Raw genomic sequence first — 24082 nt, forward strand, 5'->3', positions numbered from 1 at the left:
CGTCAGTGTTACAATTGGTTGTCTCGCCCCCTATGACCGTAGGGTCGATGCGTATGGGGGAAATACTTGTCTGAAATCTCGCTCCGCGACCGCCTGCGCGCGGCCACTTCGCAAGACCATGCGGCGCTGGACGCCGTGGTGGCCGGCTGGCGGATCGAGACGCCCATCGGTTACGGGGCCTTTCTCAGCGCCTCCTACGCCGCCCTCGCGCCTCTGGAATTGGCCCTGGAGGAGGCCGGCGTCGCCGAGCAACTGCCGGACTGGCCCCAGCGCGCGCGCCGCGCCGCCTTGGCCGCCGATCTGGCGGAGCTGGGCCTGGAAGCTCCATCGTTCGAGCCCGCCGAGATCTCGTCCCCGGAGGCCGTCGCCGGCCTGCTCTATGTGCTGGAAGGCTCGCGCCTGGGCGCCAAGTTCCTGGCCCGCCAGGTCCGCGCCGGCGGCGCCGGCCTGCCGCTTGCCTATCTGACGCACGGCGAAGGGCCGGATCTGTGGCGATCGTTCCTGGCGTGGCTGGATGCGATACCCAAAGTCGGGTTTCGGACAGACGCCGCCGAGGCGGGCGCGCGATATGGCTTCCGATGTTTCTCGGAGGCGTTCGAGAGGCTCGCCCCGTCTGGAGCCCTGAATGTCCGAAATGGCGCCCATGTCCGGGTTTGAGGTCGACCTGACCAACTGCGACCGGGAGCCGATCCACATCCTGGGCTCGGTCCAGCCGTTCGGTTTCCTGTTGGCCGTCAATTCCGACTGGGTCGTCGTCCACGCCTCGACCACCAGCCTGCGCTACCTGGGCCTGTCGCCCGAGGACCTGCTGGGCAAGCCGCTGACCCAGGTGATGAGCGGCCACGCCATCCACAACATCCGCGGCCGCCTGCAGATCATGCGCGGGGCCGACGCGGTCGAGCGGATGTTCGGCCAGCCCCTGGTCGACGGCGGCGAGGACTTCGACCTCGCCTTGCACTATTCCGGCCGCCTGCTGATCGTCGAGGGCGAGCCCAGCCGGGCCGACGTCCTGATCGAGGCCGCCTCGGCCGTGCGTTCGATGACGACGCGCATCGCCGCCCGCCCAACCTTCGAGGAGTTCTGCCACGAGGCCGCCCGCCAGGTGCGCGCCCTGACCGAATTCGACCGGGTCATGGTCTACCGCTTCGCCCACGACGGCGCCGGCGAGGTGATCGCCGAGTCGGTGCGACCCGGCATCGGCTCGTTCCTGGGCCAGCGTTATCCGGCCCAGGACATCCCGGTGCAGGCTCGGGCGCTGTATGAAAGAAGTTGGCTGCGGATCATCGCCGACGTCGACGCCGAGGTCTCGCCGATCATCCCGCAGGTCAGCCCCTCCGGCGAGCCCGTCGACCTGTCGATGAGCATGCTGCGGGCCGTCTCGCCGATCCACATCGAATATCTGCGCAACATGGGCGTGGCCGCTTCGCTGTCGATCTCGATCCTGCGCGACGGCAAGCTGTGGGGCCTGTTCGCCTGCCACCACTACGCCCCCAAGCACATCAGCTACGAGCGCCGCACGGCCGCCGAGCTGTTTGGCCAGCTGTTCTCCCTGACCCTGGAAAGCCGCGAGCGCGAGATCGAAACCCGGCGCATGGCCGAGGCGCGCAACCTGCACGACCGGCTGATGAACGCGGTGGTCAAGGCCAATACCGGCGCCGACGGCCTCAGCCCCTATCTCGACGACCTGAGCCGCCTGGTCGGCTGCGACGGCCTGGCCCTGTGGCTGGAAGGGCGGCTGACCCTGCGCGACTCCACGCCCGACGCCAGCGACGTCCACACGCTGATCCGGGTGCTGCGGGACAAGGACACCCACTCGGTGTTCTCCACCAACGAGATCGCGACCCTGCTGCCCTCGGCGGCGGCCTGGGCGGGCAAAGCGGCCGGGATGATGGCCGTGCCGCTGTCGCGGGCCCCGCGCGACTACCTGATCTTCTTCCGCAAGGAAGCGGCCCAGACGGTGGTGTGGGCGGGCAAGCCGGCCAAGCTGGTCCAGGTCGGGCCGATGGGCGACCGCCTGACCCCGCGCAAGAGTTTCGAGGCCTGGGAAGAGACCGTGCGCGGCCAGAGCCGGCCGTGGACCGCCGTCGAGCGGTCGCTGGCCGAGAGCATGCGCGCCAGCCTGCTGGAGATCGTCTTCCGCCTGACGGACCTGGCCGACGAGGAGCGCCAGCGCGCCAACCAGCGCCAGGAACTGCTGATCGCCGAGCTGAACCACCGGGTGCGCAATATCCTGGGTCTGATCCGCGGCCTGATCACCCAGAGCCGCTCGGGCGTCGCCACGGTCGAGGAATTCGCCGAGGTGGTGGGTGGTCGCGTCCAGGCCCTGGCCCGCGCCCACGACCAGATCACCCGCCACCAGTGGGGGCCAGGCGCGCTGTCCGACCTGATCACCGCCGAAGCCGAGGCCTATCTCTCCAATAAGGCCGAGCGCGTGAAGCTGAACGGCGCGCCGACCGCCCTGGCGCCCGACGCCTTCTCGATCCTGTCCCTGGTCATCCACGAGCTGATGACCAACTCGGCCAAGTACGGCGCCCTGTGCGACCAGCGCGGCCAGGTGACGATCGACTGGACCCGCGACGCCAAGGGCGACCTGATCATCGACTGGCGCGAGAAGGACGGTCCGCTGGTCATTCCGCCCACCCGCCGGGGCTTCGGCTCGACCATCATCGAACACTCGATCCCGCACGATCTGAACGGCGAGGTCGAGCTGGACTATCGGCCCGAGGGTTTCCAGGCCCGCATCCGCATCCCCGGTCGTTATGTCAGCAGCGAAGGCGTCACCGCGACCGTGAACCAGCCGCGCCGCGCCGACACGCCCGTGCGTGCGCCCGAGAAGATGCTGGTGCTGGAAGACAACATGATCATCGCCCTCGACCTGGAGGACATGCTGACCCGCCTGGGCGTCAAGCAGATCACGGTCGCCTCCAGCGTGGCCCAGGCCTTCGAGGCCCTGGCCGAGGACAAGCCGCCGTTCGCGATCCTGGACGTCAATCTGGGTCAGGAGACCAGCTTCCCGGTCGCCGAGGCCCTGCAGGACGCCGGCATCCCGTTCGCCTTCGGCACGGGCTTTGGCGACAGCGCGGCGTTTCCGGAGCGGTTCAAGGAAACGCCGGTGCTGCAGAAGCCGTATAGCGCCGAGAGCGTGCGGGCGTTGTTTTAGGGGCGGGCTAGTCGGAACTTTCTAAAATGCTGAGGGGGTTCCTTGATATGGACCCGGTGTCTGAAGCGGTCGCATAGCTGTCGTTCCCACGCGCAGATCAGATCAGTCGAACAGGGCCTCTTCTCCTCTCCGACCCATAAAATCCGCAGCAAACGCCCGTTCCCAGATCTGGTGCCCAGCTGTGCCAAATCGTTGGGCAGGACTTCTCCAAGCGCGTGTGTCGAAGAATGTGCAAGTTCCAGCGACGGGCACGGGTGGGCAATTTCGGCCCGTGCCGAATAGGAGGTCCAAGTTGCGCTCGTGGAATCCGAAGCCCAGAAAAATGATGCGTTTGGCGTTATCGATAGTTCGCCAGATTTTCTCGGCCGCGCCACTCTCCACTTCTTCAGTGAATGTTTTTATCTGATCTGCTGCCCCCTTAACCGACCAAGGAGCAGTTGAGCCAAAGGGAGCTACGACGGGCTTATTCGTCGGCTCGAGTGATCCGAGCGAGCCATAAGCATGGTGTATTTCGACCTGATTCAGCGCTGCGCGGGCCACATCCTCAGCCAGTCCACATGTGTGGATGAAGTTCGCCAGTAGAAACTGCTCAAGGCAGCGGTCGTAGTTGAAGGTAACGAACGAGACGTCGCTAAATGCTTGAAACGCCTGTCGTCGCTGGACCCCGTTGCCACCCACGTTTCGAAATAGCCAACTTGCCCAGCTGTTTCGCAAAGGCCGAAAAGCTGTCGCCCATCCGACCTCGTCGTCGAGTGGGATCATAAGTGAACTGCTACTTTCCGCTGAAAGCAGCGAAGCTGCTATCGCGCGCTTCGCGACGGTGGCGAATTCGGGAAAATCTATCCATTCGTCGATGAGTTCGTCGATCGAAGGTTTGGAATGTAGGCTCTTGCAGATCTGCAACGCCGCCCGTCTATGGTCAGGAAACAGCCCCCCGCCCTGTAGGAATGAGTCCTTAACCAAGCCTCCATTCGTGATGGAGGCTTGCGAAAACTCATCGATCAGAGTGCGGTCGATCTGAGCAGCCAGCTCTTCCCCGACCGGCATGTAATCGCCAAAATCCTTCGAGGCACCGGCCCCTAGAACAAATACAGTTTTTCCCATTTCAACCTCGCGCGAGGTAAAAAATGGGATTTGAGGTAAAAAGTCTATCCGCCGAATGAGCGACAGCGGCGGATCCCACCTGCCGCGCCACAGCCGTCCCTACTCCAACACGAACCGCGCCCGCTGCCCCTCAGTCGGGACCATGCAGCGGTCCTTCTTGCCCAGCAGCCGGTAGCGGTTCCTGGCGATCCAGTCATAGGCCACATCCGCAGGTCCACGCGGCAGGCGGTCGATGAAGGCCAGCCAGCGCCAGGGGGTGTCCAGGCGGCGCAGCAGGGCGGCGATGGCGGCGGTTCTTCGCAGGGGGCGGCCTTGGTCGAAGAAGAGGAAGCTCTCGGGCGTGTCGGGATCGATGCCGTGGGCCAGCGCCAGCGCGCGGCCGTATGGCGACTGGATCGGCGTGAAGCGGATAGCGCCCTTGCGGTCCAGCCGCAGCACGGTCCGCACCGTCCCGTCGCACAGATGGCAGACGCCGTCGAACAGCATCAGGCCGTCCGGAGTCATCGTCCCTCGCACTCGCGCCGCAGCGCCCTCAGCGAGCTGGGCACGTCCTTGCGCATCATGGCGCTGATCATGCCGGCCGGGACGGCGAAGGGCGAGCTGGCCCACATGTCGTAGGTAACGCGGGTGCGCTGGCCGCCCTCCAGGGGCTCCAGCCGCCACGAGCCGTCGCAGGCCCGGATGTCGCCGCCGATGCAGGTGAAGTGGATCTCGCGATCCGGGATCAGGGTCACCCGCGAGGTCGAGCGCATGGTCGGCAGGAAGAAGCTCCAGCGCACCGTGTGCTCGCGGATCTCGGTCCCGTCCGGGGCGCGCGAGACGACGCGGCAGCTCTTGACGCCCGGGCTCATGCGGGCGGCGCGGTCGCAGTCCAGGATGATGCGGAACACCACGCTGGGCGGGGCGTCGATGTCGACGCTGGCCCGGACCGTGCCGCGGCCGCGATTGTCGGCCTGAGCGTCGACCGTGATGCCGTCGCCCTTTATCTCCCACTCGGCGTCAGCCGCCTCAGCCTTGGAGAGGGCGGGACCCGCCAGGGCGATCAGGAGCACGAAGGGAGCAAGCCGGCGCATCACACTCAAGCTAACGCAGCTGGCCTGCCGTTCGTTACGCCCCCGCGCGATTTTTCACGAGATCGTCGACCACCGACGGATCGGCCAGGGTCGAGGTGTCGCCCAGGCTGCCCAATTCGTTCTCGGCGATCTTGCGCAGGATGCGGCGCATGATCTTGCCCGAGCGGGTCTTGGGCAGGCCCGGGGCCCATTGCAGGATGTCGGGGGCGGCGAACGGACCGATCTCGTGGCGGACCCACAGGATCAGGTCCTTGCGCAGCTGGTCCGTAGCCTCGACACCGGCCTTCAGGGTCACATAGGCGTAGACGCCCTGGCCCTTGATGTCGTGCGGATAGCCGACCACTGCGGCCTCGGCGACGGCCTCGTGGGCGACCAGGGCGCTCTCGATCTCGGCCGTGCCCAGGCGGTGGCCCGAGACGTTGATCACGTCATCGACCCGGCCGGTGATCCAGTAATAGCCGTCGGCGTCGCGGCGGCAGCCGTCGCCGGTGAAGTACTTGCCGGGATAGGTCGAGAAATAGGTCTCGAAGAAGCGCTGGTGGTCGCCATAGACCGTGCGCATCTGGCCCGGCCAGCTGTCGGTGATCACGAGGTTGCCCTCGGTCGCGCCCTCCAGCACGCCGCCTTCGGCGTCGACCAGCTGCGGCTTGACGCCCGGCAGCGGCTTGGAGGCCGAGCCCGGCTTCAGGTCCGTGGCGCCCGGCAGAGGCGTGATCAGCATGCCGCCGGTCTCGGTCTGCCACCAGGTGTCGACGATCGGCAGGCGCTCCTTGCCGACCACGCGGTGGTACCAGAGCCAGGCCTCGGGATTGATCGGCTCGCCGACGCTGCCCAGCACGCGCAGCGACGACAGGTCGTTCTTGGTCACGTGTTCGTCGCCCTCGCGCATCAGGGCGCGCAGGGCCGTGGGGGCGGTGTAGAAGATCTCGACCTTGTGCTTGTCGACCACCTCCCAGAAGCGGCTGGGGGTCGGATAGTTCGGCACGCCTTCGAAGATCAGGCTGGTCCCGCCATTGGCCAGCGGGCCGTAGACGACATAGCTGTGGCCGGTGACCCAGCCCACGTCGGCCGTGCACCAGAAGACTTCGCCGGGCTTGTAGTCGAACACCGCCCAGAAGGTCCAAGACGCCCAGGCCAGATAGCCGCCGGTGGTGTGCAGCACGCCCTTGGGCTTTCCCGTCGAGCCCGAGGTGTAGAGGATGAACAGCGGATCCTCGGCGTTCATCGGCTCGGGTTCGCACACCGGCGAAGCGGCCTCACGGACATCGCCATAGACCACGTCGCGGCCTTCGACGACCGGCACGTCGGCGCCGGTCCAGCGGATCAGCAGCACTTTCTCGACTTCCGGGCACTGCAGCAGCGCCTCGTCGACATTGGCCTTCAGCGGCACACGCTTGCCGCCGCGACGGCCCTGGTCGGCGGTGATGACGATGCGGGATTCGCAGTCCTTGATGCGACCGGCGATGCTGTCGGGCGAGAAGCCGCCGAACACCACCGAGTGCACCGCGCCGATGCGGGCGCAGGCCAGCATGGCGGCCGCGGCCACCGGAACCATCGGCAGATAGATCGTGACCCGGTCGCCCTTCTTGACCCCCAGGTCCTTGAGGACGTTGGCCATGCGGCAAACCTCCTCGTGCAGTTGGCCGTAGGTCAGGGTGCTGGAGGTCCCCGGCTCGTCGCCTTCGAAGATCAGGGCGACGTCGTCGGTCTTGGCCGGCAGGTGGCGGTCCAGGCAGTTGGCCGAGACGTTGAGGACGCCGTCCTCGTACCAGCGGATGCGGAAGTCGTCCTTGGCGTACGAGACGTCCTTGATCTTGGTCGGAGCCTTGATCCAGTCCAGGCGGGCGGCGATGTCGCGCCAGTAGCCCTCGGGGTCGGCCTCGACACGCGCCACGGCGGCCTCATAGCCGGCGGCGTCGATATGCGCCGACTTCGCCAAGTCGTCGGGCACCGGGAAAACCTGTCCGTCGCTCACCAGCCGTACTCCCTTATCTCGTTGGCCGCCGGAATAGGCGAAGCTCCCGGCCCGGCGCAAGAAGACCATTTCGGTTTCTCGCCCCGATACGGCCGGAAGATGACGGCCCTATATGAGGAGCGTAAAGCGTCGTCTCCTCTATCCGTCCGGAGTTTTCCTATGCTGCTCGCCTTGTCGACCTGGTCCGAAATCGAAGCCCGCATCCAGACCAGCCAGACCGTGGTCGTGCCGATCGGCTCGAACGAGCAGCATGGGCCGACCGGCCTGCTGGGCACCGACTGGCTGTGTCCGGAGATCATCGCCCACGAGGCCAGCAAGCGGGCGGGCGATCGGATCCTGGTGGCCCCGACCTTCAATATCGGCATGGCCCAGCATCACCTGGCGTTTCCGGGCACCATCTTCCTGCGGCCCTCGACCTTCATCGCCGCGATCGGCGACTGGGTGCGGTCGTTGGGCGCGCACGGCTTCACGAAGATCTATTTCCTGAACGGCCACGGCGGCAATGTCGCCTCGATCGAGGCGGCGTTCTCGGAGATCTATGCCGACTACAGCTTCCGCCAGACCCGCGCGCCGTTCGCGCTGAAGCTGAAGAACTGGTGGGATCTGGCTGGCGTCAACGCCTTGGCCAACCGTCAATTCCCGGTCGGTCACGGCTCGCACGCCACCCCGTCCGAGATCGCCGTGACCCAGTGGGCGTATCCGGAGACGATCAAGACCACGGCCTATGAGCCCAAGATCGCGCCCACCGGTCCGATCCGCGAGGCCCTGGACTTCCGCGCCCGCTACGCCGACGGCCGCATGGGCTCTGACCCGGCCCAGGCCACGCCCGAAAAGGGCGGCGAACTGGTCGACATGGCGGCCAACGCCCTGCTCGAAGACATCGCCGCGTTCGGGAACGAGCGCGCGCCAGTCTAGGCTTCCACCACGCGCCGCGCGATCACTGGCTGGCCGTGGCGCGCGGCCATGATCTCGCCGATCACCGCCACGGCCACTTCGAACGGCGCCTTGCCGCCGAGATCGAGGCCAATCGGAGCGCGTAGCTTGGCCAAGTCACGGTCGGTGAGTCCGGCCGCCTTCAACCGCGCCAACCGCTCGGGCAGGCGGCGGCGCGCGCCCAAGAGGCCGACATAGGGCGCGGGCGAGGGCAGGGCGGCCATCAGGGCGTCGTGGTCCAGCTCGATATCGTGGCCGCAGACGGCGACGGCGGTCCAGGCGTCCAGGGCGATGCCGGAGAGCGCCGCGTCGGGCGTCTCGCGGCTGTAGGCGACGCCGGCCAGCGGCGGCGGCGCGACCGGCCCCTTGGGGCGGACCAGGAAGGTCTCGAAGCCCGACTGCGCCCCCAGGCTGGCCACCGCCAGGGCGGTCGGGTCGCCGCCCAGCACCACCAGGCGCGGTGGCGGCAGATAGGTGCGGCCAAACGCCTGGGGCCAGGGCAAGATCGGCGCTTCGGAACAGACCCGGCGCAGGCCGTCGCTCATCCAGTGGGCGGTCTTGCGCGCGTCGTTCAGGGCCAAGAGCTCGGCCACGGCCGGATCGTCGGCTTCGATCTTCTCGACCAGGATTTCGATGCGCGCGCCGCACAGCAGGCGGATGTCCGGCCAGGGGCTGCCCTCGCCATAGACGAGGCGACGCGGCTGGCCGTCGGCCAGGCAGGCCTCGGCATGCATCTCGACATCGGCCTCGATGCAACCTCCGGAGAGGAAGCCCGAAACAATATTTTCGCCGAACACCATCTGGGCGCCGATCGGACGCGGTCCGCCGCCGCCCAGGGCGGTGATGGTGGCCAGGGTGGCCGGCCCCCGGGAAAGCGCGGCGGACAAGGCCGGGCGGGCGTCGTCGGCCATGCCGTGCATCGGCCAGGTGTCGTCTGAGTAGGCGTCGGTCATCATGGCGATGTTAACGCCTCGGCAAGTTTCCAGAAACCTGATGTTCAAACCTTGGCGCGTACCGTTCGCGTCTGTTGGTGTTTTCGCGCACGGATGGCGATGTCCATTTCGGTCACAAAACTCGGTCTGGCTGCGGCCCAGTTCGGTCTCGACGGCGGTAGCTCGTCGGCGCCGCGCGGTCGTTCGCCTGAAGCCGAGACGCGCGATATCCTGAACATCGCCGCCCGCGCCGGTCTGTCGGTGCTGGACGCCTCGGGCCTGTTCGGCCGCGCCGAGACCGTGCTGGGCGACCTGATTCCGCGCCCGGTGCCGTTCCGCGTCACCCTGGCCACCGCCCGCGCCGATCGAGGTCCCGACTTTGTCGAGGCCGAGGCTCGCGCCACGCTGCGCCGGATCGGCGTCGAGCGCGCCGATGCGATCATCGTCCACTCGCCCTCGGAACTGTGCGGCCCGCACGGCGCGGCCCTGTGGGACCGCCTGCATCGCCTGAAGGACCAGGGCCTGTTCGCCAAGATCGGCGTCGCGGCCCACGCCACCGACGATCCGGTCGGCGTCGCCCGTCGCTTCAAGCCCGACATTCTGCAAGCCCCGGCCTCGCTGCTCGATCAGCGCCTGCTGGCCGACGGCTCGCTGCAACGCATCGCCGGCATGGGCGTCGAGGTGCATCTGCGCTCGATCTTCCTGAACGGCCTGCTGTTCCTGCCGCCCGACCGCGTCCCAGCCCAGCTGAAGGGCGCCTCGGGCCGTCTGTCGCGCGTGCGCCGCATGATCGCCGAGGGGCGCTCTGATCCGCTGCAAGCGGCTCTGGGTTTCGCTTTGTCGCGCCCCGAAGGCTCGGCCGTGCTGGTCGGCGTCAACTCGGCCGCCGAGCTGTCGGCTGTCGTGGCCGCCGCCTCGAGCCCGCCGCCGGACCTCGACTGGGACGAGATGGCCATCGACGATCCGGTCGCGCTCGACCCGCGACGTTGGGTCGCCTGATCCACCTCTAGAATCACCAGCGACAGTGAAGGCGGCTCAACCAGCCGCCTTTTTCGCGCGTCTTGGTATCCGCGAATTAAGCATGCCGGTTAGCGACCTGTAAGTTTCTGATTCACATCAGTTTTATCAGTCTAGTCTAGCTTTATCCCAACAAAGGGAAACGCGTCATGATCCTCGCTGTCCTGCAAGCCCGCATGGGATCGTCCCGCCTGCCGGGCAAGTCGATGGCCACCCTCCAGGGCCAGCCGATGATCGTGCGCCAGCTGGAACGCCTGCGCGGCGCGCGCTGCCTTTCCAAGATCATCGTCGCCACCAGCACCGACGCGGCCGACGACGCCCTGGCCGGCTTCCTGGTCTCGCGCGGTCACACCGTCCATCGCGGGGCCGGCGCCGACATTCTGGCGCGCATCGCCCGCTGCGCCGAGGCGATCAGCTCGGTCAGCCATGTGGTCCGCTTGAAGGGCGACGCGCCGTTCATGGATCCTGGTGTCATTGACGACGCCGTCCGCATGGCCCTGGCCAGCGGCGCCGACTACACCTCCAACCGCGTGCAGCGCACCTTCCCGGCCGGTCTCGAGGTCGAGGTGATCAAGGCCAATGTGCTGCGCGACGCCGCCGCCGAGGAGCGCGACCCGCAGGCCCGCATCTCGCCGACCGCCGCCATCCGCAACCAGCCGCAACGCTGGAGCCAGGCCCACCTGAAGGCCGCCCGCGACTGGTCCAAGCTGGACTGGCGGGTCAAGACCGCCGCCGACCTGGCCTTCGCCCGCTCGGTCTATGACGCCCTGCACCCGGTCGATCCGGGCTTCCGTATGGGCGACGTGCTGGACCTGGTCGAAAGCCGCCAGGACATCGCGCGCTTCGCGGCCTAACAGAATCCGTCTCCCCGGCGAAAGCCGGGGCCCAGATGCAAGAACGCCCGCGGTCCGGACAGGATCGCGGGCGTCTTTGCATGCGCCTCACAGCCTTACGATCTGGGTCCCGGCTTTCGCCGGGAAGATCGGTGTGGGGTTAGGCCCAAGCCCCGTAGGGATCCACCGACGTCTTGCCCAGCGCCTCGGCCACGGCCGGGTGGGTCAGTTCGCCGTTCAGGACGTTCAAGCCCCGCGCCAGGTGGACATTGGTCTTCAGCGCGTCCAGGCCCTTGTCGGCCAGCGCCAGGCCGAACGGCAGGGTCGCGTTGCCCAGGGCTTCGGACGAGGTGCGCGGGGCCGCGCCGGGCATGTTGGCCACGCAGTAGTGGACGACGCCGTCGACCGTGTAGGTCGGCTCGGCATGGGTAGTCGGCTTGCTGGTCTCGAAGCAGCCGCCCTGGTCGATCGAGACGTCCACGAGCACCGAGCCCGGCTTCATCTGCTTCAGGTGTTCACGACGCACCAGCTTCGGTGCGGCCGCGCCGGCGGTCAGCACCGCGCCGATGATGACGTCGGCCTTGAGGATCTCTTCTTCCACCGCGGCGAAGGTCGAGTAGCGCGTGAGAATCCGGCCTTGATACAGGTCGTCCAGCTCGCGCATGCGCGGGATCGAGCGTTCCAGCACCACCACTTCGGCGCCCAGGCCTGCGGCCATGCGGGCGGCGTTTGAGCCGACCACGCCGCCGCCCAGCACGACCACGCGAGCCGGGGGCACGCCGGGCACGCCGCAGAGCAAGAGGCCCATGCCGCCATTGTGCTTGAGCAGGGTCTCGGCCGCCGAGAACACGGCGATCCGGCCGGCCACTTCCGACATCGGCGCCAGCAGCGGCAGGCCGCCGCGCGCGTCGGTGACGGTCTCATAGGCGATGGCCGCGCAGCCGCTCTTCAGCAGGCCTTCGGTCTGGGCGGGATCGGGCGCCAGGTGCAGGTAGGTGAAGAGGATGTGGCGGGGTTCGAGCTTTTCCCACTCGACCTTCTGCGGTTCCTTGACCTTCACGATCATGTCCGCGCCGGCAAAGACGGCTGCGGCGTCCGGGGCGATGGTCGCGCCCGCCTTGACATAGACGTCGTCGGCATAGCCGGCGCCGAGGCCGGCTCCCGACTGGACGAGGACGGTGTGGCCGTGACCGACATATTCACGGACGGCCGTAGGGGTGAGTCCGACCCGGTGTTCGCCCGGTTTGATCTCGGAAGGGACGCCAACGCGCATGATGCTTCCTCCAAAAGCGCTTTGACCGGGACTGTGCGCTCAGGCGAGTGCAGTTTCCCTGGTGATTTCGTGTCCGGTGACCGCTGTTGTGCAGGATTCCTGCGTGCTATGTCATTCACATGAAGAAAACCGCCGTTGAGCTTGATAGTTTCGACCGGAAGCTCCTGCACCTGCTGCAGCGGCGGGGCCGCGCCAGCTATGTGGAAATGGCTGAGGCGGTGAATCTTTCCGAGTCCGCGTGCCTTCGCCGGGTCAAGGCGCTGGAAGAGGCGGGGGTCGTCAGCCGCTATGCGGCGGTGATCGACGAGCGGGCGGTGGGCCTGCCGCTCAGCGTTTTCGTCACCGTCACCCTGTCGTCCCAGGCCGAGGGCACGCTCAGCGCCTTCGAGAAGGCCATCGCCAATGTCCGTGAGGTGGCCGAGTGCTACCTGATGACCGGCGGCTCGGACTATCTGCTGCGGCTGGTGGTGCGCGACGTCGACGACCTGGAGCGGGTTCACGCCCAGGAGCTGACCCGCATCCCTGGTGTGGTTCGCGTCAGCAGCAGTATCGCCATGCGCACTGTCGTTAAGCGCGCCGAATTGCCGCTGTGAGGGCGTAGTTAACCAATCCTGAGCGGTTGAGTCCTTAGTCTTCTTCCCGACATTCAAACCGCGTCGGGGGACGAGATGGTTTCGAGACGGATCCTGCTGGGGGCTCTGGCCGGTATGGCCGCGCCGGCCCTGGCCTTCGCCGAGGGCGATGGCCCTTCGCCCAGCCTCCTGACCAAGAAGGGCCGCCGCACGCATTCGGCCCTCAAGCACCAGACCACCGACAAGGCCGCGCTGGACAAGGCCCTGGCCAGCGTCAAGCCGATGGAAGCGGAAGCCGCTCACGCCCCGGCCGCCGCCGCGCCCGCCCAGGAGGTCTCGCCCGAAGAGGCCCTGGGCCGCCTGAAGCACGGCAACGCCATCTTCGCCCGCGGCGGCGCCAACCTGATGCTGCCGACGCTGGCCCGCGTGGCCGAGCTCTCCAAGGGCCAGAAGCCGTTCGCGGTGGTCATCGGCTGCGCCGACAGCCGCACCGCGCCGGAACTGGTCTTCGACTGCAATCTGGGTGAGCTGTTCGTGATCCGCGTGGCCGGCTCGACCGTCGGCCGCGAGGGCCTGGGCTCGATCGTCTATGCCGTCGAGCATCTGGGCGCACCGTTGATCGTCGTGCTGGGCCACACCAAGTGCGGCGCCGTCGGCGCGGCCGTGGACGTCGCCAAGAAGCACGCCGAGCTGCACGGCGCCCTGCACGAGATGGTGCTGCCGATCATCCCGGCCGTGCTGGAGGCCGACGAGACCCATCCCGCCGACCTGCAGGACGCCGCCATCCGCCGCAACGTCCGCGACATCGCCGGCCGCCTGAAGGTCGCCGACGGCGTCCTGGCCGAACGCATCCACGAAGGCCGCCTGAAGGTGGTCTCGGCCTGCTACGATCTGGCGACGGGTGTCGTGTCGTTCGACGCCTGATCAAGCTTAAGTATTCAGCGTAACACTGTCATTCGACTGCCGTTGACCCCTGGTCGCGCTTAGGCTCAATTCGCCTGGAATCTGCGCAAATCAAGGGAAGACACGGATGTCGACGGACGAGACGCCGCCGGAAGGCGGTCGCGACACCCAATCTTCCTTCAAGGCGCGCTGGGACGGTTTCCGCACGCAGGTTGCCGAGCGTTGGCCGCAGGCCTTGAAGGGTCCGGTGGCGATCGCCGTGGCCGGGGCGCTGGTCGTCGGTTTCGGCGGCGGTTTCGCGGTCGGCAAGGCCGGGATGTTCTTTGGCGGCGGCAAGCCGGCCGGCGTGCAGTCGGTCAAGGGCGAGGCCTGGTCGCTGTTCGGCAAGCCGCGCGGCGCCAACGCGCCCCGTCGCGGGATCCCCAAGCCTGAAGGTTTCGCGGTCTGGCAGACCCGCGTCGACAGCTCCGGCTCCGATCCGCTGGCCTGCATCCGCATGAGCAAGGACCTGGATCCGTCCAAGTCCTATGCCGACTTCGTGCTGGTCTCGCCCGACATCGGCCGCCAGCCGTCGGTGCGGGTGAAGGGCGACGAGCTGTGCCTGGGCGGCATCGGCTTCACCGATCACCGCATCACCCTGCTGAAGGGCCTGCCGGCCAAGGGCGGCGACACGCTGACGGCCAATGCCGATGTCGACTTCACCTTCGGCGAGAAGCCGCCGTACGTGGGCTTCGCCGGCGACGGCGTGATCTTGCCGCGCGAGGAGTCGGACGGCGTCGCCATCGAGACGATCAACGTCCAGACCCTGGCTGTGGAAGTCTGGCGCGTGCCGGACCGCAACCTGGTGCGCAAGTCGATCTCCGCCCCCGATCCGACTGGCGAAGGCGACTGGGCCGGCGACTATGGTGACGACTCGGTGGGCGACGACGGCCGCCGCGTCTGGAAGGGCACGGTGCCGGTCACCGGCGGCGCGACCGGCCAGAAGGCCACCACCGTCTTCCCGCTGGGCGCGGTGCTGAAGGACATGAAGGCCGGCGCCTTCGTGATCAAGGCGCGCGACGTCTCGGGCGGCCGCGATCCCGACGAGGAGAACGGCGACAACAACCCCGCCCAGGCCCGCCGCTGGATCGTGTTCACCGACATGGCCCTGCTGGGCTATGACGGCTCGGAAAGCCTGGACGTGGTGGTCCGCTCGCTGAAGAGCGCCAAGACCCTGTCGGGTGTCCGGGTGGCCCTGGTGGCCGCCGACGGCGAGTCCCTGGCCGAAGCCAGCAGCGACGCCGACGGCCGCGTGCGGTTCCTGCGTCCGCTGCTGAAGGGCCAGGGCGCCGAGCGCGCCAAGATGGTCATGGCCTATGGCCCGCAAGGCGACCTGGCGCTGCTGGACCTGGACCGTTCGCCGGTCGACCTGTCCAAGCAGGGCGTCGGCGGCCGCACCGAGGGCGGCGTCGACGGGCGCAGCGTGGCGGCCGACATCGACGGCTACCTCTATGCCGATCGCGGCATCTACCGGCCTGGCGAGACGGTCCACCTGACCGCCATGGTCCGCGACCGCATGGCCAAGGCCGTGACCGACCGCAAGGGCGAGATCCTGGTCAAGCGGCCCTCGGGCGTCGAGTTCAAGCGCTATCCGTTCAGCCAGGCCAATGCCGGCGCGGTGCTGGCCGACATCGCCCTGCCGCGTTCGGCCCCGCGCGGCCGCTGGACCGCCGAGCTGCATATCGAAGGCATCGAGGATGAGACCGGCAGCCTGTCGTTCTCGGTCGAGGACTTCGCGCCGCAGCGCCTGGCGGTCACCGCCACGGGCCAGGAGTCCGTCCCGGTCGCGGCCGGTGAGACCCGCAAGGTCGACGTCTCGGCCCGCTTCCTCTACGGCGCGCCCGGCGCTGGCCTGCAGACGCAAGGCGAGGCCCGCCTGCGCGCCGATACCGACCCGTTCCCGGCCTATAAGGGCTTCCAGTGGGGCGACCAGTCCAAGGCCTTCGACGAGAAATATATCGACCTGGGCTCGACCGTCACCGACGGCGAGGGACGGGCGATCCTGTCGGTCGGGACCACGGATGCGGGCGACACCGCCCAGCCGCTGGTCGCCTCGGTCACAGCCTCGGTGTTCGAGCCGGGCGGCCGTCCGGTCCGCGAGGGCGTGGACCTGAAGGTTCGGGCTAAGTCCGTCTACTACGGCGTCAAGGTCGACCAGGGCGAGGCCGGCAAGGGCGATCCGCCCGTCAGCCTGGACATGATCGCGGTCAACGCCGCCGGCCAGCGCATCGGCGCGACGGCCACCTACACCCTGGTGGCCGAGCGTTGGGACTATGACTGGTTCCAGCAGAACGGCCGCTGGCAATGGCGCCGCAGCAGCCGCGACGCGATCGTGGCCAAGGCGCAGGTCAATATCGGCGCCGGCTCGCCGGCCAAGTTCACCCGCCGCCTGGGCTGGGGCGACTATCGCCTCGAGATCGAGGGCGCGGACGGCGCCAAGACCGTCACCCGCTTCTCGGCCGGCTGGGGCGCCCCCGCTCGCGAGGGCGAGGCGCCGGACGTCGTGCGTGTGTCGGCGGGGACCAAGACCTATAGCCAAGGCGACACGGTCGAGATCACCCTGAAGCCGCCCTATGCCGGTGAGGCCCAGGTGGCGGTGGCCACCGATCGCCTGATCGACCTCAAGACCGTCACGGTCGGTGAGAACGGGACCACCGTGCGCCTGAAGACCTCGGCCGCCTGGGGCGGCGGGGCCTACATCATGGTCAGCGTCATCCAGCCGCGTGACCCGGTCGCGTCGCCCAAGCCCCGCCGCGCGCTGGGCCTGGTCTACGTCCCGCTCGACCCCAAGGGCCGCAAGCTGACCGTGGATCTGGGCACGCCGACCAAGATCGACAGCAAGGCTCCGGTCGAGATCCCGGTGAAGGTGACCGGCATGGGCTTTGGCCAGAAGGCCAAGATCACCATCGCCGCGGTGGACGAGGGCATCCTGCGCCTGACCCACCAGGACAGCCCCGACCCGGTGAAATGGTACTTCGGCAAGCGGGCTTTGACCCTGAACTACCGCGACGACTACGGCCGCCTGCTCGACCCGAACATGGGCGCGCCGGCGAACATCAACTTCGGCGGCGACGAGGTCGGCGGCGAGGGTCTTACGACCACCCCGATCAAGACCGTGGCCCTGTGGTCCGGCGTCGTCGAGACCGGTCTGGACGGCAAGGCGGTGATCAAGCTGCCGGCCGCTGACTTCAACGGCGAACTGCGCATCCAGGCCGTGGCCTGGACTGACACCGCCGTCGGTTCGGCCAGCAAGCCCCTGACCGTGCGCCAGCCGGTGGTGGCCGACCTGAACCTGCCGCGCTTCCTGGCGCCGGGCGACCAGGCCTACGCCACGCTGGAGCTGCACAATGTCGAGGGCAAGCCGGGCGCCTACACCGCCGAAGCCTTCTCGACCAACGGGCTGAAGGTCGCCTTCAAGAAGGTGTTCCAGCTGATCCTGGGCCAGCGCATCGCCGAGAAGATCCCCTTCCTGGCGCCGGACGTCACCGGCATCGGCAAGATCGGCTTCAAGGTCGCCGGTCCGGGCTTTGCGACCAGCAAGGACTATCCGATCCAGACCCGCCTGGGCTGGGGCGACGTGGTGCGCACCACTACCGAGATCCAGAAGCCTGGCGAGGCCTACACCCCGCCCTACAGCCTCCTCTCGGGCCTGGCGGCGGGCGACGTGACCATGCAGGTCAGCTATTCGCCGATCCGGGGCTTCGACCCGTCGGCGATCGCGGTGGCCTTGCAGCGCTATCCGTACGGCTGCACCGAGCAGCTGGTCTCGACGGCCTATCCGCTGCTGTACGCCCAGACCTTCTCGAACGATCCGAAACTGAAGCGCACGCCGGCCGCCCTGGCCGGCGCGGTGGGCAAGCTGCTGGACCGCCAGACGATGGACGGGGCGTTTGGCCTGTGGCGCGTCGGCGACGGTGAGGCTGATCCGTGGCTGGGGGCCTATGTCGTCGACTTCCTGTTGGAGGCCCGCGCGCAAGGCGTCGCCGTGCCCGACAACGCCATCGACAAGGCCGTCGGGGCCATGCGCCAGGTCAGCCGGCCGGAAGGCTGGGCGTCGGTCGCCTATCGCATGGAGTATCCGGGCTGGTGGGCGAGCAACGAGGACGCCTCCAAGAAGGCCACCGAACGCATGCGTCGCCGCGCCAGCGCCTACGCCCTCTATGTGATGGCCAAGGCCGGCAAGGGTGACCTGGCCCGCCTGCGCTGGTGGCACGACGTGCAGATGAAGGACGAGAGCCAGCCGGTCGCCAAGGCCTACGTGGCCGCCGGCTTGGCCCGCATGGGCGACAACGCCCGCGCCCGCTCGGCCATGCGCCAGGCGGTCTCCTCGTTGGGCTATCGCGATGAGCAGGACTGGTACCAGTCGACCCTGCGCGACACCGCGGTGGTCACCGCCCTGGCGGCCGAGTCCAACATGATGGACATCGCGCGCCAGATGCAGGCCCGCCTCGAGAACGTCAGCAAGGATCCCGACGCCCTGAACACCCAGGAACAGGCGGCGCTGCTGCACGCGGCCAACGCCCTGATCCAGGCCTCGGGTCCGATGTCGATCGACGCCAAGGGCGCCAACGCCCTGCCGCCGGCCGGCGGCGCGCCGCGCTGGGCGGTGGGCAAGCTGGCCGACGCCCGCTTTACCAACACCGGCAAGGGGACGCTGTGGCGGACGGTGTCCGTGCGCGGCACTCCCACCTCGGCGCCGGGCGCGACGGCCCAAGGCCTGTCGGTCTCCAAGCGCCTGCTGTCGATGGGCGGCGGCGCGATCGATCCCAGCACCATCCGCCAGGGCGACCGGGTGATCGTGCTGGTCTCTGGCTCCAACCAGCAGGCCCGCTCGACCGCCCTGGTGGTCGACGACGCCCTGCCGGCCGGCTTCGAGATCGAGACCACCCTGGGCGCCGACGACGCCCAGAACGGTCCGTTCAAATTCCTCGGCCAGCTGACCGCCGCCGACGTCCAGGAAAGCCGCGACGACCGCTTCATCGCCGCGCTGGACCTGGAAGGCGGCAAGCCGTTCGCCCTGGCCTATGTGGCGCGAGCGGTGACGCCGGGCAGCTTCTTCCTGCCGGGGACGGTGGCCAAGGACATGTACCGTCCGGCGGTGGTCGGCCGTTCGGAAGCCTCGCGCGCGACGATCGCGCCCGGGCAGTGAGAGATGACAAAGTTGGGGCGATCACCAGAGGCCTGGTGATCGCCCTCGCCATCGAGACGGCGCTGTTCACCCTCAGCGCCGTGTTCCCGCCGGACATGACGCGGGCCAAACACTCCTCGCCGGTCACCCTGGATCGGCGCGGCGCGTGGCTGCGGGCCCTGCCGGTCGAGGACGGGCGGTGGCGGATCCGGGCCGACCTTGAGCGCACCGACCCGACGTTCCAGAAGCGCCTGATCAAGGTCGAGGACGCGCGGTTCTGGTGGCACCTGGGCGTCGATCCACTGTCGCTGACGCGGGCGATCGGCTCGGCGGTGGTGCACGGCCGGGTGACGTCCGGGGCCTCGACCCTGACCATGCAGACCGCGCGCCTGCTCGAGCCGCGTCCGCGCAATCTGAGCTCCAAGCTGATCGAGATGGTCCGCGCCGTGCAGCTGGAGTCGCGGCTGTCCAAGCGCGAGATCCTGGCGCTGTACCTGACGCTCGCCCCCTATGGCGGCAATCTGGAAGGCGCGCGGGCGGCCAGTCTCAGCTATTTCGGTCATGAGCCGTCCAGCCTGACCGACGGCGAGCAGGCGATGCTGATCGCCCTGCCGCAGTCGCCTGAGGCCCGACGTCCGGATCGTCGCCCCGACGCCGCCAAGCGCGCCCGGACCGCCGTGCTGGAGAAGATGGTCCACGCCGGTGCGATCAGCCAGGCCGCCGCCTACGAGGCCGAGAACGAGCCCCTGCCGCGCCGCACGCCGTTCCCGGCTCTGGCCTGGCACGTCGCCGGCGAGCTGGCCCGCAATGCGCCGCAGAACCAGGCCAGCGTGGTCTCGACCCTCGACGCCGACCTGCAGTCACGGCTGGAGCCGATGGCCGCCGCCGTGGCGGGCGCGCAAGGGCCCGATGCGACGGCCGCCATCCTGGTGGTCGAGATCAAGAACAGAGCGGTCCGCGCCGCCGTCGGTTCGGCGGGCCGCGACCGGGCCGGGGGCTGGGTCGACATGACCCGCGCCCTGCGCTCGCCCGGCTCGGCCCTTAAGCCGTTCATCTACGCCATGGCCATGGATGATGGTCTGGTCGCCGCCGACACCCAGCTGGCCGACAGCGCCACCCGCTTCGCCGACTATCAGCCCGAGAACTTCGACCGCGTCTTCCACGACAAGGTCACGGTGCGCGAGGCCCTGGCCCACTCGCTGAACGTCCCTGCCGTGGCCACCCTGGAGAAGCTGGGTCCCGAGACCTTCGCCGGTCGCATCGAAGCCGCCGGCGCCCATCTGGCGCGTCCGAAGGCTCAACTGAAGGAGGCCGGCCTGGCCCTGGCCCTGGGCGGCGAAGGCATCACCTGGCGCGACCTCGTCATGCTGTACGCCGCGCTCGGCGACGGCGGCATCGCCAAGCCCCTGGCCTGGACCGAGGACGAGGCCAAGACCCGCGAGCGTTCAAGCGGCCACCGCCTGGTCAGGCCCGAGGCGGCGAGCCAGGTGCTGGACATCCTGCGTGAGGCCCCGGCTCCGCGCGGTCGCGCGCCCTCGGCCCTGACGCGCGGCGGGCCGTCGATGGCCTTCAAGACGGGCACCTCGTACGGCTTCCGCGACGCGGTGGCGGCGGGGGTGGTCGGTGGCTATGCGATACTGGTCTGGACGGGCCGGGCCGATGGCGGCGCGCGGGGCGGGCTGACGGGACGCGACGCGGCCCTGCCGCTGCTGTTTGATGTCGCCGACGCCATCGGAACCCAGACCTCGGCCCCCCGCCCGATCGCCCCGAAGTCAGCGCCGCTGGCGTTGCAGAAGCTGCAGGCCGAGCACGCCGGCCCCCGCCTGATCTTCCCGCCCGACGGCGCGTCGGTGCAGGTCGACGCCTTGGGCGCCAAGGCGCGGGGCCTGGTCCTCGCCGCCGAGGGCGAAGGCCTGACCTGGTATGTGGAAGGCCAGCCGCTGGACCCCGATCCGGTCAGCGGCCGCGCCATCTGGAAGCCCAGCGCGCCGGGCTTCTACAAACTGGCGGTGGTGGACGCCCAAGGCCGCCGGGTGACGGCCAAGGTGCGGATCAAGGGCGGTTAGCCCTCTTCCCGCTTCCAGAACGGACGATCCTGCACCACCGTGTCGGCGATGGTCCGCTCATAGTCCTCGCGGCTGGCGATGCCGATGTTGAGGTCGTTCACCAGGCCGTCGGCCAGCGAATAGACCCAGCCGTGCACGGCCAGCTGCTGGCCGCGCGCCCAGGCGTCCTGGACGAAGACGTCGGCGGCGACGTTGCGCACCTGGCGGGCGACGTTCAGCTCGGTCAGGCGGTCGAGCATGTCGCGCCTTTCCGGGATCGCTTCCAGCTCGTGCTTGTGCTCGGCATGGACCTCGCGGATCGGGTGCAGCCAGTGGTCGACCAGGCCCCGGCGCTGGCCGTCGATGGCCGCCGCCACGCCGCCGCAGCCATAGTGGCCCACGACCATCACGTGCTTGACCTTCAGCACGTCGACCGCGAACTGCAGCACGGACAGGTAGTTGGCGTCCTGCGGCGGGGCCAGGTTGGCCACATTGCGGTGCACGAACAGCTCGCCCGGATCCAGGCCGACGATCTCGTTGGCCGGCACGCGGCTGTCGCTGCAGCCGATCCAGAGATATTCGGGGCTCTGCTGGTTCTCCAGGCGCTTGAAGAACTCGGGATCGATCTGGGTCTTGCTCTTCGACCAGGCGCGGTTGTTGGCTTTCAGGTCTTCAAGCATCTAGCGCTCCGGATGATGGTCAGGATGGGCGGCGGCGATGGCCGGGTGCTTGGCCGCGCGGGCGGCGGCGGCCTGGATCGCCGGGAAGGGCGAAAGGTCGACGTTGAAACGGCCGGCGTTGAACACCTGCGGCACCAGGCAGCAGTCCACCAGGCCTGGCGCGTCGCCGAACGCGAAGCCGCCCGAGTGCTGGGCGACCATCGGTTCGAGGGCGTGGAAGCCGTCGCTGATCCAGCGGGCGGTCCAGGCGTTGCGGTCGGTCTCGCCGACGCCTAAGGCCGTCAGCTGGCGTTGGACGCGCAGGTTGTTCAGCGGATGGATGTCGCAGGCGATGATCTCGGCCATGCTCCGCACGATGGCGCGTTCATAGGCCGTGGCCGGCAGCAGGGCGGGCTCGTGCGAGACCTCGTCCAGCCATTCCAGGATGGCCAGGCTCTGGGTCAGGGGACGGCCGTCGACCTCGAGCGTCGGCACCAGGGCCTGGGCGTTCAGGGCGCGATAGGCGTCTTCGTGATGGGCGTTGGCCACCAGGTCCACGGGCCGCAGCTCGTAGGGCAGGCCCTTCAGGTTCAGGCCAATGCGCACCCGATAGGGCGCGGCGGCGCGCTTGGCGCTGTGCAGGACCAGCTTCATGTCGGCCCCTAGACCAGCGTGAATTCGAGACGGCCGACGCCTTCGACCTCGCCGACGACGGTGTCGCCGCGGGCGATGGCGCCAACGCCTTCGGGGGTGCCGGTGAAGATCAGGTCGCCGGCGGCCAGGGTCCACAGCTCGCTGGCCTTGGCGATCACCTCGCCGACGTTCCAGATCATGTCGCCGACCTCGCCGCGCTGGCGTTCCTGGCCGTTGACCGACAGGGTGACGGCGGCTTCCGGCGCGGGCGCGTCCATGACGCGGATGGCGGTGATCGGAGCACTTTCGTCGAAGGCCTTGCCGGCTTCCCACGGCTGGCCCTTGGCCTTCGCGGCGCCTTGCAGGTCGCGGCGGGTCAGGTCGACGCCGACCGCGTAGCCGAACACGGCCTCCAGCGCCTGCTCGGGCGAGAGGTTCGCGCCGCCGCTCTTCAGGGCCACGACCAGTTCGATCTCGTGATGCAGGTCGCTGGTCGCCGGCGGATAGGCGATCTCGGCCTTCAGCGGCGCGATCGCGTCGGCGGGCTTGGAGAAGAAGAACGGCGGATCACGCGTATCGGCGCCCATTTCGCGGGCGTGGGCGGCGTAGTTGCGGCCGACGCACAGGATGCGGCGCACCGGGAAGACCGAATGAGATTCGCCTCCTTGGCCCTCCACCGGGACCGTCGGAATGGCGTGCGGGGGAAAGGCATAGGTCGTCATGGCGCCTCCTGTAGACCCAAAATCCGTACGCCAAAACCCCCGCCGGGATCGAGGCCGCAAAGTGGTCGCCGTTCAGAAATCCTGCGGTTGAGGTCTTCGCCTAAATGTTCTTTCACTTGCTCCGGTCCGCGCCGTCGCGTCATGTCACGGTCGGGGATATTGGCGGCTTATTGGGGGCTTTAGGACGCGCATGCTCATCATCGAAAATCTGACTCACGTTTATGGCAACGGCACGCGTGCTCTGGACGAGGTCAGCCTGACGATCCCACGCGGCATGTACGGCCTGCTGGGCCCGAACGGCGCGGGCAAGTCGACCCTGATGCGCACCATCGCCACCCTGCAGGCCCCGACCTCGGGCCACATCCGCTTCGGCGACATCGACGTGCTGAAGACGCCCGAGGAGCTGCGCAAGACCCTGGGCTACCTGCCCCAGGACTTCGGCGTCTATCCGCGGGTTTCGGCCTACGACATGCTGGACCACATGGCGGTGCTGAAGGGCGTCTCGGGCGCCAAGGAGCGCAAGGCCACGGTCGAGCACCTCTTGAACCAGGTGAACCTGTGGAACGTGCGCAAGAAGGCCATCGCCGGCTTCTCGGGCGGCATGCGCCAACGCTTCGGCATCGCCCAGGCCCTGATCGGCGACCCGCGCCTGATCATCGTCGATGAGCCGACGGCCGGCCTCGATCCCGAAGAGCGCAACCGCTTCCTGAACCTCCTGGCCGAGATCGGCGAGAACGTGGTGGTGATTCTCTCGACCCACATCGTCGAGGATGTCAGCGACCTGTGCCCGGCCATGGCCATCATCTGCGACGGCCGCATCGTGCGCGAAGGCGCGCCGGCCGAGTTGGTCGGCCAGCTGAAGGGCCGGATCTGGAAGAAGATCATCGACAAGGCCGAGCTTGAGGCCGCCAAGGCCCGCTACAAGGTCATCTCGACCCGCCTGCTGGCTGGCCGCACGGTCATCCACATCCTGTCGGACGACAATCCGGGCGAGGGCTTCACCCCTGTCGAGGGCGGGCTGGAGGACGTCTACTTCTCCACCCTCTCGACCACGCGGCGGGCGGCCTGACGGGGAGCGGTC

At 68.4% G+C, this 24082-nt stretch carries 18 protein-coding genes and 1 pseudogene; 10 read left to right on the forward strand and 9 right to left on the reverse strand.

Annotation, left to right across the window (positions count from 1 at the left end; translation table 11 throughout):
* Positions 1 to 66: 66 nt before the first annotated feature.
* Both AC1RRR_RS22975 and AC1RRR_RS22980 read left to right on the forward strand, forming a co-directional pair.
* Entirely contained in the window at positions 67 to 657 is a 591-nt protein-coding gene (locus tag AC1RRR_RS22975) for a biliverdin-producing heme oxygenase (RefSeq protein ID WP_492816430.1), read from the forward strand.
* Positions 644 to 3160, forward strand: a complete 2517-nt coding sequence (locus AC1RRR_RS22980) for an HWE histidine kinase domain-containing protein (protein ID WP_492816432.1) — start codon at positions 644 to 646, stop codon at positions 3158 to 3160. The genes AC1RRR_RS22975 and AC1RRR_RS22980 overlap by 14 nt, the downstream gene beginning before the upstream one ends.
* 102 nt (positions 3161 to 3262) lie before the next feature.
* On the opposite strand, the gene AC1RRR_RS22985 is transcribed toward AC1RRR_RS22980, so the two are convergent.
* The 4 genes from AC1RRR_RS22985 to acs form a co-directional block, all read right to left on the reverse strand.
* The gene (locus AC1RRR_RS22985) at positions 3263 to 4264 is read right to left on the reverse strand and encodes an SIR2 family protein (RefSeq protein ID WP_492816434.1); all 1002 of its coding nucleotides are present in this window, start codon (positions 4262 to 4264) and stop codon (positions 3263 to 3265) included.
* A 99-nt stretch (positions 4265 to 4363) separates the two neighbouring features.
* A complete protein-coding gene (locus tag AC1RRR_RS22990) occupies positions 4364 to 4768 on the reverse strand; it encodes a thiol-disulfide oxidoreductase DCC family protein (protein ID WP_492816436.1) in 405 nt (134 codons plus the stop codon).
* On the reverse strand, positions 4765 to 5337 hold the full coding sequence (locus tag AC1RRR_RS22995; protein WP_492816438.1) for an SRPBCC family protein: 573 nt from the start codon (positions 5335 to 5337) through the stop codon (positions 4765 to 4767). The genes AC1RRR_RS22990 and AC1RRR_RS22995 overlap by 4 nt, the downstream gene beginning before the upstream one ends.
* Before the next feature lie 34 nt (positions 5338 to 5371).
* The gene (gene acs / locus AC1RRR_RS23000) at positions 5372 to 7315 is read right to left on the reverse strand and encodes an acetate--CoA ligase (RefSeq protein ID WP_492816605.1); all 1944 of its coding nucleotides are present in this window, start codon (positions 7313 to 7315) and stop codon (positions 5372 to 5374) included.
* Positions 7316 to 7471: 156 nt separating this feature from the next.
* Here acs and AC1RRR_RS23005 point away from each other — a divergent pair, with 156 nt between their 5' ends.
* Positions 7472 to 8227 carry a creatininase family protein gene (locus tag AC1RRR_RS23005; RefSeq protein WP_492816440.1) on the forward strand — a complete coding sequence of 252 codons (756 nt, stop codon included), beginning with the start codon at positions 7472 to 7474 and terminating at the stop codon, positions 8225 to 8227.
* Here AC1RRR_RS23005 and AC1RRR_RS23010 read toward each other — a convergent pair.
* A pseudogene (locus AC1RRR_RS23010) lies at positions 8224 to 9305 on the reverse strand (XdhC family protein). The gene AC1RRR_RS23005 and the pseudogene AC1RRR_RS23010 overlap by 4 nt on opposite strands.
* Here AC1RRR_RS23010 and AC1RRR_RS23015 point away from each other — a divergent pair.
* Both AC1RRR_RS23015 and AC1RRR_RS23020 read left to right on the forward strand, forming a co-directional pair.
* Complete coding sequence (locus AC1RRR_RS23015) at positions 9298 to 10176, forward strand: bifunctional regulator KidO (protein ID WP_492816442.1); 879 nt, start codon at positions 9298 to 9300, stop codon at positions 10174 to 10176. The pseudogene AC1RRR_RS23010 and the gene AC1RRR_RS23015 overlap by 8 nt on opposite strands.
* A 167-nt stretch (positions 10177 to 10343) precedes the next feature.
* Entirely contained in the window at positions 10344 to 11048 is a 705-nt protein-coding gene (locus AC1RRR_RS23020) for a glycosyltransferase family protein (RefSeq protein WP_492816444.1), read from the forward strand.
* Positions 11049 to 11187: 139 nt separating this feature from the next.
* Here AC1RRR_RS23020 and ald read toward each other — a convergent pair whose 3' ends face one another.
* Entirely contained in the window at positions 11188 to 12300 is a 1113-nt protein-coding gene (gene ald / locus AC1RRR_RS23025) for an alanine dehydrogenase (RefSeq protein WP_492816446.1), read from the reverse strand.
* Positions 12301 to 12419: 119 nt separating this feature from the next.
* Between ald and AC1RRR_RS23030 the strand changes: the two genes are divergently transcribed.
* The 4 genes from AC1RRR_RS23030 (at position 12420) to pbpC (ending at position 21008) form a co-directional block, all read left to right on the forward strand.
* Positions 12420 to 12893 carry an Lrp/AsnC family transcriptional regulator gene (locus AC1RRR_RS23030; protein WP_492816448.1) on the forward strand — a complete coding sequence of 158 codons (474 nt, stop codon included), beginning with the start codon at positions 12420 to 12422 and terminating at the stop codon, positions 12891 to 12893.
* A gap of 75 nt (positions 12894 to 12968) precedes the next feature.
* Positions 12969 to 13796 (forward strand): carbonic anhydrase, encoded by an 828-nt coding sequence (locus AC1RRR_RS23035; RefSeq protein WP_492816450.1) that lies wholly within the window; start codon positions 12969 to 12971, stop codon positions 13794 to 13796.
* Positions 13797 to 13902: 106 nt separating this feature from the next.
* Positions 13903 to 18963 (forward strand): alpha-2-macroglobulin family protein, encoded by a 5061-nt coding sequence (locus AC1RRR_RS23040; protein ID WP_492816452.1) that lies wholly within the window; start codon positions 13903 to 13905, stop codon positions 18961 to 18963.
* Between the two features lie 35 nt (positions 18964 to 18998).
* Positions 18999 to 21008 (forward strand): penicillin-binding protein 1C, encoded by a 2010-nt coding sequence (pbpC, locus tag AC1RRR_RS23045; RefSeq protein ID WP_492816454.1) that lies wholly within the window; start codon positions 18999 to 19001, stop codon positions 21006 to 21008.
* On the opposite strand, the gene AC1RRR_RS23050 is transcribed toward pbpC, so the two are convergent.
* From AC1RRR_RS23050 to AC1RRR_RS23060, 3 genes are read right to left on the reverse strand one after another with little or no spacing between them, the layout of a single operon-like run.
* Positions 21005 to 21667 carry a carbonic anhydrase gene (locus AC1RRR_RS23050; protein ID WP_492816456.1) on the reverse strand — a complete coding sequence of 221 codons (663 nt, stop codon included), beginning with the start codon at positions 21665 to 21667 and terminating at the stop codon, positions 21005 to 21007. The genes pbpC and AC1RRR_RS23050 overlap by 4 nt on opposite strands.
* The gene (gene maiA / locus AC1RRR_RS23055) at positions 21668 to 22300 is read right to left on the reverse strand and encodes a maleylacetoacetate isomerase (RefSeq protein WP_492816458.1); all 633 of its coding nucleotides are present in this window, start codon (positions 22298 to 22300) and stop codon (positions 21668 to 21670) included. It abuts the gene before it with no gap.
* 8 nt (positions 22301 to 22308) lie between these two features.
* Positions 22309 to 23001: a fumarylacetoacetate hydrolase family protein gene (locus AC1RRR_RS23060; protein ID WP_492816460.1), complete on the reverse strand. Its 693-nt coding sequence runs from the start codon at positions 22999 to 23001 to the stop codon at positions 22309 to 22311.
* A 190-nt stretch (positions 23002 to 23191) separates the two neighbouring features.
* Here AC1RRR_RS23060 and AC1RRR_RS23065 point away from each other — a divergent pair, with 190 nt between their 5' ends.
* Positions 23192 to 24070, forward strand: coding sequence for an ABC transporter ATP-binding protein (locus tag AC1RRR_RS23065; RefSeq protein ID WP_454718389.1), 879 nt, complete (start codon positions 23192 to 23194; stop codon positions 24068 to 24070).
* Positions 24071 to 24082 lie beyond the last annotated feature (12 nt).

This window comes from Caulobacter sp. GW821-FHT12D05, assembly GCF_058807295.1.